General features: G+C 38.8%; 18 protein-coding genes and 1 pseudogene. All 19 read right to left on the minus strand.

Annotated elements, in window-relative coordinates; genetic code table 11:
* Window positions 1-6: 6 nt before the first annotated feature.
* On the minus strand, window positions 7-903 hold the full coding sequence (locus tag AC1DSL_RS09305; protein WP_477531967.1) for a CobW family GTP-binding protein: 897 nt from the start codon (window positions 901-903) through the stop codon (window positions 7-9).
* A 56-nt stretch (window positions 904-959) separates the two neighbouring features.
* A complete protein-coding gene (locus AC1DSL_RS09310; protein WP_477531968.1) occupies window positions 960-2,465 on the minus strand; it encodes a lmo1851 family serine protease in 1,506 nt (501 codons plus the stop codon).
* Window positions 2,466-2,600: 135 nt separating this feature from the next.
* Window positions 2,601-3,305 (minus strand): purine-nucleoside phosphorylase, encoded by a 705-nt coding sequence (gene deoD, locus AC1DSL_RS09315; protein ID WP_477531969.1) that lies wholly within the window; start codon window positions 3,303-3,305, stop codon window positions 2,601-2,603.
* A 69-nt stretch (window positions 3,306-3,374) separates the two neighbouring features.
* On the minus strand, window positions 3,375-4,145 hold the full coding sequence (locus AC1DSL_RS09320) for a sporulation protein (protein ID WP_477531970.1): 771 nt from the start codon (window positions 4,143-4,145) through the stop codon (window positions 3,375-3,377).
* Window positions 4,146-4,177: 32 nt separating this feature from the next.
* A complete protein-coding gene (locus AC1DSL_RS09325; RefSeq protein WP_016427332.1) occupies window positions 4,178-4,408 on the minus strand; it encodes a YozE family protein in 231 nt (76 codons plus the stop codon).
* Window positions 4,409-4,524: 116 nt separating this feature from the next.
* Window positions 4,525-4,947, minus strand: coding sequence for a peptide-methionine (R)-S-oxide reductase MsrB (msrB, locus tag AC1DSL_RS09330; RefSeq protein ID WP_016427333.1), 423 nt, complete (start codon window positions 4,945-4,947; stop codon window positions 4,525-4,527).
* Window positions 4,944-5,474 (minus strand): peptide-methionine (S)-S-oxide reductase MsrA, encoded by a 531-nt coding sequence (gene msrA / locus AC1DSL_RS09335; RefSeq protein WP_477531971.1) that lies wholly within the window; start codon window positions 5,472-5,474, stop codon window positions 4,944-4,946. Before msrA ends, msrB begins: the two co-directional genes overlap by 4 nt.
* Before the next feature lie 13 nt (window positions 5,475-5,487).
* Window positions 5,488-6,060 carry a YpmS family protein gene (locus tag AC1DSL_RS09340; protein WP_016427335.1) on the minus strand — a complete coding sequence of 191 codons (573 nt, stop codon included), beginning with the start codon at window positions 6,058-6,060 and terminating at the stop codon, window positions 5,488-5,490.
* Between the two features lie 15 nt (window positions 6,061-6,075).
* A complete protein-coding gene (locus AC1DSL_RS09345) occupies window positions 6,076-6,891 on the minus strand; it encodes a GDSL-type esterase/lipase family protein (RefSeq protein WP_342541664.1) in 816 nt (271 codons plus the stop codon).
* 55 nt (window positions 6,892-6,946) lie between these two features.
* Complete coding sequence (locus AC1DSL_RS09350) at window positions 6,947-7,786, minus strand: DegV family protein (protein WP_477531972.1); 840 nt, start codon at window positions 7,784-7,786, stop codon at window positions 6,947-6,949.
* Between the two features lie 118 nt (window positions 7,787-7,904).
* Window positions 7,905-8,639 carry a lysophospholipid acyltransferase family protein gene (locus AC1DSL_RS09355; protein WP_477531973.1) on the minus strand — a complete coding sequence of 245 codons (735 nt, stop codon included), beginning with the start codon at window positions 8,637-8,639 and terminating at the stop codon, window positions 7,905-7,907.
* Window positions 8,632-9,132 carry a dihydrofolate reductase gene (locus tag AC1DSL_RS09360; RefSeq protein ID WP_477531974.1) on the minus strand — a complete coding sequence of 167 codons (501 nt, stop codon included), beginning with the start codon at window positions 9,130-9,132 and terminating at the stop codon, window positions 8,632-8,634. Before AC1DSL_RS09360 ends, AC1DSL_RS09355 begins: the two co-directional genes overlap by 8 nt.
* A 14-nt stretch (window positions 9,133-9,146) precedes the next feature.
* Window positions 9,147-10,091, minus strand: a complete 945-nt coding sequence (locus AC1DSL_RS09365) for a thymidylate synthase (protein WP_477531975.1) — start codon at window positions 10,089-10,091, stop codon at window positions 9,147-9,149.
* Between the two features lie 72 nt (window positions 10,092-10,163).
* The gene (locus AC1DSL_RS09370; protein WP_477531976.1) at window positions 10,164-10,742 is read right to left on the minus strand and encodes a YpjP family protein; all 579 of its coding nucleotides are present in this window, start codon (window positions 10,740-10,742) and stop codon (window positions 10,164-10,166) included.
* Window positions 10,743-10,986: 244 nt separating this feature from the next.
* Entirely contained in the window at window positions 10,987-11,778 is a 792-nt protein-coding gene (locus AC1DSL_RS09375; RefSeq protein ID WP_477531977.1) for a class I SAM-dependent methyltransferase, read from the minus strand.
* A complete protein-coding gene (locus AC1DSL_RS09380; protein ID WP_342543760.1) occupies window positions 11,775-12,212 on the minus strand; it encodes a BrxA/BrxB family bacilliredoxin in 438 nt (145 codons plus the stop codon). Before AC1DSL_RS09380 ends, AC1DSL_RS09375 begins: the two co-directional genes overlap by 4 nt.
* A gap of 193 nt (window positions 12,213-12,405) precedes the next feature.
* Window positions 12,406-13,524 carry a virulence factor gene (locus tag AC1DSL_RS09385; RefSeq protein WP_477531978.1) on the minus strand — a complete coding sequence of 373 codons (1,119 nt, stop codon included), beginning with the start codon at window positions 13,522-13,524 and terminating at the stop codon, window positions 12,406-12,408.
* Window positions 13,525-13,550: 26 nt separating this feature from the next.
* The gene (locus AC1DSL_RS09390; protein WP_016427345.1) at window positions 13,551-15,431 is read right to left on the minus strand and encodes an ABC-F family ATP-binding cassette domain-containing protein; all 1,881 of its coding nucleotides are present in this window, start codon (window positions 15,429-15,431) and stop codon (window positions 13,551-13,553) included.
* A pseudogene (locus AC1DSL_RS09395) lies at window positions 15,428-15,587 on the minus strand (HD domain-containing protein); the annotation flags it as partial. The pseudogene AC1DSL_RS09395 and the gene AC1DSL_RS09390, both read right to left, overlap by 4 nt.

A 15,587-nucleotide genomic window follows, 5' to 3' on the forward strand; every position in this document is an offset into this window, starting at 1 on the left:
ACTTAATCACTCGCTTCCTGGAACTTGCAGTTGTGCAATTTGTTCACCAATGACTATAATTGCCGGCTCCATTTTCACATACTCAGGCAACCACTGCACCATTCCATACGAATATTGGAATAGCATAGGGTTTTTCATGCCAATGATAGGAACGTAACCTTTCATGCGATATACGGAAGATGGCAATGTACGTAACCAATCTTCAAACTCTTCTTTATCAATCGATTGTTTAAATGTAACTAGTCTTGTGGACAAGGCAAGTTCTTCACCGATACGGGTTTGATTAACATCTGTCTTTTGCACAGTGCCTTTCAATCTTTCTAACATGGCAAACGGACATTTTCCGTGAGATGTTTGAATAATTGTCGCAGAAGGATTGAAACTTTGTAATTCATATGTAATTTTCGCCTGTTGTGCATCAGACAGCAAATCCATTTTATTGGCTAACAATAAGTGCGCATGACGAATTTGTTCCAAAAAGAGAGAACGAATTTGTGGACGTAATGCTTGACGATCTAACCAAAGCAAGCTGTCAACCACTGTCACGATTCCTTTAACATTTAATTGTTTCGCAAATAATGGTGAATAGACAGCATCCAGCGCTTCAACAGGATGTGCTGCACCGGTTGTTTCAATAATCAGTACATCGAATGCTTCGCCTGCCAACAATGTTTGTAATTGAGCCTCTGTCTGTTCAGAGCCGGTACAGCAGATGCATCCTTCCAACATTTCCTTCAATGGAATGTCTTCATCTACTGACTGAGAATCAAATGGAAGTTTTCCTAGTTCATTCATCAATATCGCGGGTTTTAATCCTTTTTCTTTCAACTGTCGAATCGTATCTGTTAATAATGAGGTTTTTCCGCTTCCCAAAAAACCGCTGAATAAATAAACGTCTTTCATCGTGTACGCCCTTTCTGGTGAAAAAAGCTGGCCTCAAGTTGCAGGCCAGCTTTTGTTTATTTTGCTAGTTCTTCTAATACCAAATCTTTTGCTTTCAAAAGTTGTGGATCATCCTTTTTGATTTTCACACGTAAACGGTCCATTAAGGCAAACGTCGAATCACCCGTCAAGACGCCCGTTTCTTCAAGTTTTGCTTCTTTTTGAACTTGTTTCACAGCAGCTTCCGTTTGATCATCAAACAGTCCATCCACTTTTCCTGTATCAATGCCAATTGCAGTAAGCATTTCTTCTGCAGCTTTCACTTGATCAGATAAAACGCCATTTTTCATTTCGATAGACGCATCCAAATACGCAAGCTGCGTATAAGGTGGATATTCTACTTTCACGTCAGGGGCAATCCCTTTTTCGTGAATCCAATTGCCTTCAGGAGTTAACCATTTCGCAGTTGTGAATTTCATATTAGATCCATCTTTTAATTCATTTGCTGTTTGTACCGTTCCTTTACCGAATGAATTTAAGCCTACCAATTTTGTACCGGCCGATTCACTCATTGCAGCTGCAAGAATTTCTGAAGCAGAAGCACTACCTTCATCTATTAATAAAGAAACAGGTACTTTAACTTTCGTTCCATTCGTTGCATAGTAAATTTCTGCTTCCTTCCCTTTTTCCTGGGTCTGGAATAAAGGTTTGCCATCATCAACAAACAAATTGGAGATATCAATAGCTGAAGTCAACAAGCCACCTGGATTTTGGCGGACGTCCAGCACTAATGCTTTCATTCCCTTTTCCTCCATATCAGTTATGGCTGCAAGCAGTTCATCATACGTATTGGTTGAGAAACTTGTAATTTGAATGTGTGCAACTTTACCTTCCAATAGCTCTGCATAAACAGTTTCAATCGGAATTTCGTCACGCACAATTTCAATTTCAAGCGGTTCTTTCATTTCACCACGTTGAATAGTCAACGAAACGGATGTGCCTTTTTCTCCACGAATCAGCAATACGGCTTCTGAAGCACTCATACCGTGAATGTTTTTCCCATCAACTGCAATGATTTTGTCATTTGGCAAAATCCCTGCTTTTTCAGCTGGTGAATTTTTAATGGGTGACACTACAGAGATAACTCCATTGCGTTCTTGTATTTCAGCACCGATTCCCTGGAAACTTGAAGAAATACTTTCTTCGAATTGAGCAGCCTCTTCTTGGTTCATATAATCGGAGTAAGGATCCCCCAGGGCTTCAATCATTCCATTGATTGCTCCGTTGACAATAGCGTCTTGGTCAATATCAGCGTAGTAGCCAGCCTTCAATTCATCATACGCCTGGTATAACTTTGTAAACTCTCTTCTTTCAGGAGCTCCGACTTCGACTACCTTCTCATCGCCAAATGTTAAAGCAAAAATCGTTAATCCTGCTGTACTCAAAATTAATGTGAAAATCAGCATGATGAAAAAGAAAGGTTTCAAGCGTATATACTTTCCTGCTGGTCCATCATGTTGTACATGTTCCGGTTGTTCAGGTTGTCCTTCTGTTTGTTCCGTATTGTTTTTCATTTCATCCAAGTCATTCACCACTTTCAAATCGAAACCATTAAAATACATGCTTCAATAGTTATGTATAGTTTATCAGTTACTTCAAGTAAACGGAAAGAAAAAGGCTGCCAAAAAATGATATGACAGCCTTTTAAAATATTCTAATTAATCTTGAATTGCAGCATCCAATGCTACTTCAATCATGTCGTTAAATGTCAATTGACGTTCTTCAGAAGATGTTACTTCCCCTGTTAACAAGTGATCACTTACTGTTAGGATTGCAAGAGCTTGACGGCCAAATTTAGCTGCTAATGTATACAGAGCAGCTGACTCCATTTCAAGTGCCAAAATTCCATATTGAGCCCATTTTTCATGCTCAGCATGCTCGTTGTAGAATACATCCTCAGTGAATACATTACCTACTTTTAGATTCAAGCCTTTTTCTTTACCAGCATTGTAAGCTTTTAATAGTAAATCGAAATCTGCTGTCGGTGCAAAGGTAACGCCGTTGAAAATGATATCGTTCATTTTGGAATCCGTTGAAGCACTTTGTGCAATGATTACATCACGGAGTTTAACGTCTTGGTGAATTGAACCACAAGTCCCTACACGAATTAATTTTTGAACATCATATTCAGCCATTAATTCTGTAACGTAAATCGAAATTGAAGGTACGCCCATTCCTGTTCCTTGTACAGAAATACGTTTCCCTTTGTAAGTTCCAGTGTATCCGAACATATTACGTACTTCATTGTACTGAACAACGTCTTCCAAAAACGTTTCTGCAATGTATTTAGCACGTAGTGGATCTCCCGGTAATAAAATCGTATCAGCGATATCGCCTTTTTTAGCATTAATATGAACACTCATCTTTGTAACCTCACTTTATAAACATTTCCGTACTATCATACTGTTTTTTGTGTCGATATGCAAACTGTGTTAAACGTAACGAGCAATTTCCTGATTTAATCGGGACTCAAGAGATGATAAATCAGTTTTTGACAAAGTCATACGGATATATGACTCATCCATATTCAGTGCTTCCGAGAACAAGCTACCCAAGCCTCGCACTTTACGATCGACTTGGATAAGTAATTCAACCTGATCCAATCCTTTTGGAATAAACGTAAGTTCAATTTCATCAAATTTCCCTCTAAATGGTCCAGATGCTGCAAAAAACTCGAATTCCTGAACGAAAGGAGTAATACCTCTGTATGCACGCGGTGCTTCTTCACAATCCACTTTACGTAATTTAAGACCTAAATTTTGAGCAGCAGTCAACCCAGCCTGTACAAAAGCATTCGGTCGGATTTCAATCAAATCTTTATCTCCAGGATCCACTGCATTTTTAATGTCAAGACCGGTTTGTAACCAAACTCTCGTTCTTCCCATGGTGACTGGAGTAATGAGCGGAAGATTGAATGAAAATGGAAATGCCTTTTTCTCTCCTTTTTCAATCGTGAATGGTTCGTTTAATTTGTGAGAATAAATTGCGACTGAATCTGTGTATTTATTGTCGTTCGATTCGCGTTCGTACGTGGTATAAACTTTAATATAAATACTATCCACGTTTTGAGATATGTTTCCCCCAACCACTTCAGTGACTCCTGAGATCAATTCACCTGCAACAAAAGCAGAATCGTTCAGTTTTGTATCTACTCTTGCATTACCCACACCTACAGATGCTAATACTTTATTGAAAATCGACATATACATTCCTCCTAATTAGTTTCTATACATATTTACGATTGAGAAAGGACATTTGTTTCATATAACGACCAAATTTCATCAAAAATACTTGCGCTCATATCGGGGTGCGCCAATTCTTCAATGTAACGGGAAATTTCTTCAAAATCGGAAGATTGCTTTGGGAAAGGCAAATCCTGAAACATAACTTCCGCAAACATAGCCTTAAGATCCGATTTTGGTCCTCCTCTGAAAGTCAGGGTGTATTTATAGAATGTATGATTCATATTAACCTCCAAAGAAAGTGTTCTTATATTCTATATATACAGGTTTTCCAACATAAAGTAAAAGTCTAAGCAGAGGAAAAAGCTAAACTCTTAGTTATTCGAGTTTAGCTTTTTCTTTAAAAGTAACTTAAATATTCACTGTATCCTTCTTCTTGCAACTTCTCTTTCGGAATGAATTTCAATGCCGCTGAATTAATGCAATAACGTAAACCTTCAGGACCTGGCCCATCCGGAAAAACGTGCCCTAAATGCGAATTGGCTGTTTTACTTCTTACTTCAGTCCTGGTCATGCCGTGAGAAACATCTGTATGTTCTGTTACTTCCGGACCATCGATAGGCTTAGTGAAACTTGGCCATCCGCAGCCAGCATCATATTTATCTTTTGAACTGAACAAGGGTATTCCGGAAACAATATCAACATAAATACCTTCATTAAAATGTTGATCAAATTCATTGCGATGTGGCGGCTCTGTTCCATTTTCTTGAGTTACGTGATATTGCATAGGTGTCAGTTTATTTTTTAAATCTTCTTTAGTCATTTTTGATCACCCCACATTTTTTGTTTAAATCCTGCTCTTCCGGATCCTACCTGATAACGTTCGTAGTGTGTTGGATTTTTTTTATAGTAGTCCTGATGATACTGTTCTGCTGGATAAAATGCTTTCACTTCCACAATTGGGGTGACAATTGGATGCGAGAATTTTCCGCTGTCTTGTAATTCTTGTTTGGATTTTTCAGCAATCTGTCTTTGTTCTTCACTATGGTAAAAAATTGCGGTCTCATAAGAAGATCCGCGATCAAAAAATTGACCCCCAGGATCTGTCGGATCAATTTGCATCCAAAACAGTTCAACAAGTTGTTCGTAAGGAAACACATTTGAATCAAAGGTAATCTGTACAGCTTCTTTATGTCCAGTAGAATTCGTGCATACTTGTTCGTACGTCGGATTCTCTACATCTCCACCTGTATATCCTGAAATAACTGAATGGATGCCTTCATACGAGTCAAATGGCTTCACCATGCACCAGAAACATCCACCTGCAAATGTTGCTTTTTCAATGGTCATGAGTAGACCTCCTTTAGTTACTCGGAACAAGTATCTCGAGAGTGATTTCATCTTTTTGTAGATTAAATTCTTTTGCTTTAACTTTCACATTGGATTTCATCGGAATACGGGATAGATCGATATACACATCTTCTTCATCCGGTCGTACAATCATCCATTCAGGCAAAGTTACGGAATCCTTCAGTAAGTTTAACACGTATTTTGGATCAAGCTCTAATGGACCGACTTCTACTCCTGTTTGAACCAGTCTCAAGTTGCCATTCGGCTCGACCAGCGGATCAAATTTCATGATGACGGGAAGTTTGGTTGAAAAAATAGTAAGTTCAGTAGACAGGAGTATTTGATCCTCCACACTTAGAACGACTGGCATCGGCTTTATATTTATCGCTTCACTTATGTACGAATTAGCAATGCCTTCAAAATCTTCTTTGGTGGTCTTTAGCGTCAACACATTTCCATCGGAAGTTGCCTGTGGTTCAGGAATAATCGTTTTTTCAGAAGGTGAAGTCATCCAAATAACAAAAACAACTACAGAAGTAATTATTAGTGCAATTAATAGTAAAAAAGCAACTTTCCATCCATTCATTAATATGTCAACTCCTTAAAAATCCTTTTCCCCTTTTGCTAAGTGTTTTAAACCGCAAGATTCAAGGGATTCCAGTATGCGGTCTTTCATTTGTTCATAGCCTTTACTATTTGGATGAAAAAAATCCGTATGATAAACCATGTTTTCGTTCGAGTTGAATAAATCGCTTACAGGTACAAAACAAGCATTTACGTCGGTGTAAGAAGTGTTAAGAATTGCTTCGTTCCAATTCATCATGATTTGATCAAACTCATTTTTTTCATTTGTCACAACCGTAAACGGATTGTATAAGCCAACCATGAGAATGGGTGAATTCGGATTGGTTTTTCTGATTTCCATGAGAATTTCCGAATAGCGCTCAGAGAATTTCACTAACTCTTTCTGAAAAGCAGCAATTCGCAATTGAAATAAATCTTGCTTGACGATGCGCATGATGTCGTTTCCACCGATTGTCACAATAATTAAATCAGCTTCCTGAATGGGTTCGTTAATGTCACCAGATTTCAGTTGCTTCAATAATTGGTCACTTCGCTTTCCCCTCTTCGCTTCGTTCCTTAAGTCAACTTCACGGATTCCTTGAAAATTTTCCATTTCAGACGCCAGGCGTCCCAAATACCCTCCCATTTTCCGTTCATCCCCTACTCCTTGTGTTAAAGAATCACCTAAACCAACTAGCATGATATCATCTGGAAAAAACGTTTCACTTATAAAGAAATCTTTCATTGCAAATGGTTGTCTTGATGAAAAATCAGGGCTGCTTATTTGGCCAAATTGACATCCTGTCAAGATGAATACGCTCACCAAGATGACAAGTATCAATCGTTTTATCATTTTCCCTCTCCCTCTCATTAGAAAAGCAGGGATCTCTCCCTGCTCGTTTCCTTCTTTATTCGACGGTGTACATAAAACCAATAGCGCCAATACCAGTATGGGTACTAACAATTGGCGTCGTATATCCTATTGAAACATCATGAAAACTGGATTCCTCAATTAATTTTTTCAATGGATCTGCCATCGCAAAGCCGTTAGCTTGGGAGATGCCCACAGCTTTCACTTTTTTACCTTTAGTGTCTTCTAAAAACTGTTTATATAAATATTGAACCACTTGTTTATGGCTTCTTGCTTTATGGACGGGAGTGTATTCTCCTCCTTCTAGCGAGGCAATTGGCTTAATTGACAACAATGAGCCTACTAATGCTTTCCCTTTGCCAATACGGCCACCTTTAACCAAATTTTCCAACGTATCAACAACAACAAAAAGATTTGTGTTCTCACGCATGATGTCCAGCTTCTTTACAATTTCTTCAACTGTCGCACCTTGTTGTGCCAATTGTGCTGCTTCTAAAACTTGAAATGATAAAGCATATGAAATAAATCGTGAGTCAATCACTGTTACGTCAGAATTGGTCATTTCAGCAGCTGCTTGTGCAGATTTAACCGTTCCACTCATACCACCAGTCATGTGTATGGAAATGATTTGATCCCCATTCTTCCCTAACTCATCGTAGAGTTCCTGGAATACGCCAACTGCCGGCTGTGAACTTTTTGGCAGTTCCTTTGATGTCTTCATCATTTCCAAAAACGAATCTCCCTGGATGTCCACTCTATCAATGTATGTCTTTCCATCGATGTGTATCGTTAAGGGTACAACATGGATTGAATGCTGAGTAATTTGTTCATTCGTTAAATCTGCTGTTGAATCGGTTACGATATGTATTTTCGCCAATCCGGTCACACCTTTCTCTTCATATAGTTATTATAAAAAAGATTTGAAGGAAATGTAAACTATTAGAGCTGTCCAATATGAGCCATGTACTAACAAAGCAGATGATTAGGTATCAGCATCAAATTTTTGAGTGTTGTAACAGCTCTACTTCATTTGAAATTTTTTGTTGAACAAGATCAATCAATTCTTTTAATGACAGAGTTTGAATTGTTTCAATCGAAATAGGTGCTATAACGCGAATGTTTACATGGGCCGGTTTTATTTTATTTTTGTTCTTTTCCATAATTTCTGACGTACCTGTAATGGCAATCGGTACAATCGTGACATGAGCTTCTTTTGCGATTCTGGCAAAACCAGACTTGAATTCCCGAACTGATTTTCCTTTACTACGGGTACCTTCAGGGAAAATAATCATGGAATGCCCATTTTTCAATGTTTCGATCATATCCGTAATTGACTGCATGGCACTTCTTCGATTAGAACGGTCAATGAACACGCAATTCATTGCTTCCATCCAGTCTTTAATAATAGGTAGTTTCTTCACTTCTATTTTTGACATAAAAGCAAATGGCTTAGGAATATGGGCAATGAGCGATGGAATATCGAAATTGCCTTCATGATTACTGACAAAGAGGACCGGACCTTCTGGTATGAGCTCCAACCCTTTTACATCGAAGGTGCTTTTCGTCCGCTTTAAAATACCGTCAGCCCATTTCTTAGGCTGACGGTGTACAAGTACATCATAATCTTCTGTTGACAAAAGATGGCGTTGATTTTGCACTTTACGTAAATCTTTCAAACTAAAGGGCAAATAACCAAATAAAAATGAAAAAGTCCGTACAGAATTAAACAAGCTCCTGCACCATGTTTTTCTTTTTATAAATCATGTATTGGTATTGTAACCCGCTATCTGTTGTAATGGTTTCTGAAGTGGAAGCAACATCCCAGCCGTCTTCATAAGGTGGGAAAAACGTATCTCCTTCAAACTCATTCTGAATAAGCGTGACATAAATCAAGTCTGAATATGGTAGAACTTCTTTAAAAATTTGCTCCCCACCAATGATCATGACTTCTTCATGATGCTTTCTTGCAATCTCAATCGCTTCTTCAATCGAATGGACAATTGTTACTCCTTCCGGATTATAAGAAGTATTCCGTGTAATCACTATGTTCAAACGGCCAGGCAAAGGACGTCCAATGGATTCAAACGTATTGCGTCCCATCACAATGGCCTTCCCCATCGTTTTTTCCTTAAAATAAGCCAGTTCATTTGGAATATGCCATGGCATTTTATTGTCTTTGCCAATTACGCGATTCATATCATGTGCAACGATTAATGAAATCATAAAACTCCTTCTCTCTACACCGCAATCGGTGCTTTAATTCGTGGATGTGGATTGTATCCTTCTACTGAAATATCCGAGGTTTCAAAATCAAATATGGACGTCTTATCACTTGAAATCGACAATGTGGGCAAATCACGAGGCTCCCTCGCAAGTTGTTCGTTCACTTGATCCATATGATTTGAATAAATGTGCGCATCGCCTAGTGTATGGACAAATTCGCCGACTTCCAGATTGCATTCCCTTGCAATCAAATGGGTCAATAAAGCGTAAGAAGCAATGTTAAAAGGTACACCCAAGAAAACATCAGCACTTCGCTGATACAATTGACATGACAACTTGTTGTCGGCAACATAAAACTGGAAAAATGTATGACACGGAGGCAAGGCCATTTGATCTACTTCAGATGGATTCCATGCAGTGACAATATGTCGTCTCGAATCTGGATTGTTTTTTAGTGACGTGATGAGATTCTTCAACTGATCAATTGATGTCCCATCAGCCGATGGCCATGAACGCCATTGACGGCCATACACAGGACCAAGATCCCCATAGTTTTTCGCAAACTCATCATCGGACAGAATTCTCTCCCTGAAAATAACCATTTGCTCATCTACAATTTGTTGAAATGCTTCATCTTGTGCTGCACGCAAACCAAAGTCCGTCATATCCGGACCATTATAGTCTTCGCTATTTACCCATTTTTCAAAAGCCCATTCATCCCAAATATGGTTGTTTTCAGCGATTAACGTTTTTACATTGGTATCCCCTTTTAAAAACCAAAGCAATTCAGAAACAATCAATCTCATTGCTGTCCGTTTCGTTGTCATTAAAGGAAATCCTTTCGTTAAATCGAAACGCATTTGATAGCCGAAAATACTTTTTGTACCGGTTCCCGTACGGTCATCTTTTACTGCACCATTAGCCAGAATTGTTTTACAAAGTTGCAAATACTGATCCATATATATAACCTCCAGAAATTTAGATGTGAAAAAACCTTTTTCAGCGACATGCATTGAAAAAGGTCTTATGCATTATGATAACCACTTTGGTGGCATGTTTTTCGACCAATAAATATCACCTAACATGTAGTGTTTGGCGAATTCATCTGACGATGTATGGTAATGAAAATTAAAATAATAACCGTCTTGAGGTCGGTTCTCCGTTCTTACATGAAAACGGATTACATCGGATTTCGTTGTTGTATCAAAAATGTGGAAAATCTTTTCACTGTGATCCCCGGATGGGTTTTCACTGATTGCCAATGAGTTGAGTGTTTTGTTGTCCATTTCAAATAAAGTCATTTCAATCGCTTCTTGAATTTTCGGGAAGATGACTTCGTCAAATTCATTGGTGATAACGGGACCAATACGTGAGCCGAACTTAACTAATGATTGCTCTTTTGCTTGAACAATGGCATCTCCAAGAAAAGTAGATGGTGCTTCTTCAGACCATTCCACAGCATATGTAGGTTGCGTATTGTGGGAAGAAATCGATTTTTGGTTCGCTTTTTCATCCAGTAAGTTTTCCCAAATTACATGGTTAGGCGATATTACACCAAATGTCAGAAGTGCAACTGCAATTACTAACGTTTTCTGAATCCAATTTTTCATCCATTATCACCTTCAAGTTTGTACAATTTTTAACAAGATTCTATAAGTTATACGAATTGAATCACGAAAAGGTTTCATCTTTCTATAATTCATTGTACAATAAAAATGTAGAAATCGCTTCGTTTTTTAAGTAGGAGGAATTATTATGGACATGCATACAGTGATTGGAATTGGAATGTTACTTTTGCTCGCGTACTTGACTTCTTTAAACTTTACAGACTGAACATGAAAAGCTGCAACTCATTCATTGAGTTGCAGCTTTTTCTATGAATCCATAATGAAATTTTGTATTTGGCCGTTTGATTTGTTCAAAACCAAACTGTTCGAACCAAGGTGAGCCAAAATGCGCCTTTAACACTACTCGCTTTTTAGCAACGCGTTTTGCTTCCTCTACCCATTCTTCGTTTAAAGCATCCTGAATCCCCAATGCCCGCAATGGACTTATATTTACTGACTCCGTAATAGAAGTTTCAAACATAGGGTCCATATAAATGACATCAACAGATTTGTCTGCTAGCTGCTTCAAATAAGTAACAGCATCAGAAGAAATCACTTGAATGCGATTCATGAGGCTTTGATATTCCGTATGATCAGTTCGCCCTCCATGAAAAGCTTCATGTAAAATAAACGCAAGCACAGGATTAGCTTCGCAGCCATGAATGGTGCCAGTCTCTCCTACTGCATATGCGGCCAACAAACTGTCCGATGCATAACCAAGTGTACAATCCAGGAAAGAATCCCCGGTTTGCAGTTGACATACATCCAGCAAAGGATCATGTTCTCCTCTTGCCACTCGTTTCAATCGGAACATTGCGGAGCTTGGATGATAAAAGAACGGTTCTTTTGAGTTTAACGCATGATACTCCCAGCGACTTTTAGCCGCCACGAGCACATTACTTTGATAATGTTGCTGTAATTGAGTGACAGTTCTTTTCTGACGGTCGATATAAGACAATCCCAATTTGCTGGCAGCATTTTTCGCGAACTGTATCGTCAAATCGGTTGGCCTGCCAGCAGTAGTTACAATCGTTTTCACGCAGATGTAACTTGGTTCAATACTTGAACTAAATGATCTTTGATTTGTTCCATCGGAAACCCTTCAATTTGTTCACGCGGAATGAAGTAAGCTAGTTGACCATCTTTCACAACTGCAATTGAAGGTGAACTTGGTGGCACTTCTTCAAAGTAAGCGCGCATTTGATAAGTCGCTTCCTGGTCCTGTCCTGCAAAAACAGTTACCAAATGTTCAGGCTTATTTTCCACTTCTGTTAATGCCTCAGAGACTGCCGGACGTGCCAATCCAGCTGCACAACCACAAACTGAATTAATTACCACTAAAGATGTTCCCTTAGCCTCCGCCATATGTTCATTCACCATATCGGCAGTTGTCAATTCCTTGAAGCCAACATTCACTAGTTCTGCTCTCATGGGTTTAACTACTTCTTTCATGTACTCATCGTATGCATTCATATATTTCGCCTCTTTCGGTTTCAATTGCTTTATTTGACGTAATCTTTTTCATTCTTTATCATAACGTGTATTTCGAATGATTTCACTTATTCTAGATGTTTTAATAGAAATGGTAATGAGAATTGCAAAAATGTTAGCAAATGTGATACGAATCACTAATGCTAACATTTTTCCAAAAAATTTCACTTAAAAACTACTGATTTCTCGCTTCCGTCATTTGTTTCCAAACAGAGCCTTTTGCTTCTTCGCCTTGCTCGATGCGGGCAATGGCCATATTGACTTGGAGCTTCACTTCAAATTCAGTATCTTCTTTCGCCTGATGAAGGGCTGGTAAAGAATTTTCAGTTCCTGTCTCATATAAGAACATTGCCGCGCGCCAGCGTACGAGTTTATTTTTATCAGCTAAAGCATGTTGCATCGCTTTTTCAAATTGTGGGAAGCCAAGATCGCTCATGCAATCTCCTGCTGTCCGTCTAACTGATGGACTTTTATCCTGTAACGCCTTTTCCATATAAGGAATGACTTCTTCGTTATCAATCATACCTAGATAAACGGTAGCCACTCGGCGAATTGACATTTGTTCATCTTCCAATGCTTTGGCCAGTAGTGGCAAATCGTCGACTGATGGGTCTGCCATTTGATCAAGCAATTGGAATCGTTCTTCCCATGCATCTACTTGGAATTCTTCGAGACTTACTTTGCGACCACGAACAATCGTTTCATTTTTTGGACTCTTCGTTGCTTCAACCAACATACTCAGACGAGAATCAGGATAGGTAGCTTCGATTTCTTCTTTGATCTGTTCGGCAATTTCTTTTTTCTCACCGTAACGGACTCCGAAATCTGCCCATTTGCGCTGCAATATATAGTTTTCATCCTGATCATGCATGCTTGCATTCATGGCTTCAACAAACCGAGGAGACAGGCCGATACGTTCTTCAGATGTTTGGTCAAATACTTTCACTTGAAGAGGAATTCCTTTGATTTGTTGTACATGTACATAAACTTCCCCGAAGTGTTCGTCCACTTGTACTCCACTTGCAATGGCTTGGTCATTTTCGCCAAATACGTTTCGCACTTCAGCTAATATTTGTTCCCAGTCATTTTTAGCCAACCGTTCAATCGCTAAAAAATCCGCTACATGATAAATCCCTTTAACGCCAGGTATACTTAAAATGGAGACGATTTCCTGAGGTGCCTCTGACGTTTCATCCTTTTTATAATTAAAACTTTTTCCAAAAGGAAGTTCATGGTCAACAATTACTTTCATGGTATTCGGACTTGGTGTCGGTTCAATTGTGAGTATTTTCATGCAAAACGCCTCCTACTTGGATATTATCATGACCCAATAATTTCTTGCAGATAACCCCATCGCTCAATTAAGTGGTTATATTGCTCATTTAAAGCCTCGAGTTGATTCGTTGCTTTTTGCAATTTTTCGAAGTCTGCACCCGCAGATTCCACTTCTTTTTCGGCAACGATAATCGCCTCTTCTATTTTTTCGATATCTGATTCAATGGTTTCCCATTCTTTTTGTTCTTTGAATGACAATTTTTTCTTTTGTTCTTTCGGCTTTACAGGTTCGGTTTTTTCGATAACAACCGTATCTTCCACAATCACTTCAGGAGATTGAAGTAAAAAGTCAGAATAAATTTCCTGTACTTCTCGAGTATTCCCTTTGCCGTCTAGTACCCATAATTTTTTCGCAATACGATCCAAGAAGAAACGATCATGCGAAATTGTGATAACAACACCTGGGAATTGTTCGATGAAATCTTCCAACACTGACAATGTTTGAATGTCCAGGTCATTTGTTGGCTCATCCAATAGCAAGACATTTGGTTGTTCCATAAGAAGTTTTAGCAAATGAAGTCTTTTGCGTTCTCCGCCAGACAATTTCCCAATTGGCGTTCCATGGACTTTTAGTGGGAACAAGAATCGTTCAAGCATTTGGGCAGCTGAATGTCTTACTCCATCCGATCCTTCAATATCATTTGAAGACTCTCGAACATATTCAATCATACGAGTGTTCGGATTCATTGGTGGGATGGTTTGCTCGAAATGAGCGATTTTGACCGTTTGCCCGATACTCAATTCACCACTGTCTGGCTCTATTTTTTCTGCCAGCATATTGATTAATGTACTTTTCCCGGCACCATTTGGTCCAACAATACCAATTCGATCTCCTGGCTGCAGTAAAAACGAAAAATCTTTGATGATTTGTTTTCCTGCATATGCTTTTGATAAATCAATGCCTTCAAGCACTTTTTTACCTAATCGCGTCGTTGCCAGTTTCATGTCTAGAGATGTATTGTCATTGTTACGGTCCATTTGGTCGTCCAATTGCTCAAAGCGCTGAATACGCGCTTTTTGTTTTGTTGTTCTCGCTTTGGCACCGCGTCGGATCCATTTCAGTTCAGAGCGGAATCGGTTCTGCAATTTCAATTGAGAAGATGCTGCCATTTCTTCACGAATGGCTTTCGCTTCCAAATAATCTCCATAATTTCCACGGTGAGTGTACATGGTTTGGTCAGCAATTTCATAGATATGAGTAGATACGCCATCCAGGAAATATCTATCATGGGTTACGAATATAATAGCACTGGACAAACGTGCCAAGCTTTCTTGTAACCATTCTGATGATTGAACATCCAAATGGTTGGTAGGCTCGTCCAATAATATTAAGTCTGCAGGTTCTATTAATACTTTAGCTAACGCAACACGTTTCAATTGTCCACCCGAAAGTTCATTTACTTTTTGGTCGAACATATCAATTCCAAGTTTCGATAAGGCTGTTTTAGCGACTGCATTGATATCCCAAGCATTATATTGGTCCATTTCCTGCTGTATTTTCATGTAGGCGTCCTGATTTTCGACAGATGACGAATCTTCAGTTAATTTTTCAAGAGCATCTTCGTACTTTCTATTAATCTGTAATACAGGTGCATCTCCACTGAACACCGCTTGTAATACCGTTAAATCCTCTGCGAATTGAGGGTCCTGTTCTAAAAACGATATACGGTATTGGTTCGGATGGTCCATTGAGAGTTGATCTGCCTCTATCTGATTGGCAAGAATGGAAAGAAACGTTGATTTACCTGTTCCATTAACACCAATCAGTCCAGCACGTTCGCCAGCGTATATTGTAAAATCGATGTTTTCAAATAACGTTTTTTCTCCAACTGTTTTTGTTAAGTTTGATACGATTAAATGGCTCATTTTTCTTCACTCGTTTCTATTTTCAGTTGGTCGATAAATGCCAACATAAATTCATGACGCTGCAACGCTAATTTTTTTCCTGTTTCGGTTACCATTAAATCTTTCAGTAAAAGCAATTTCTCGTAAAAATGTGTGACGGATGCTGTTTCTTTATTG

This window comes from Paenisporosarcina sp. P4_D4 (assembly GCF_056401835.1).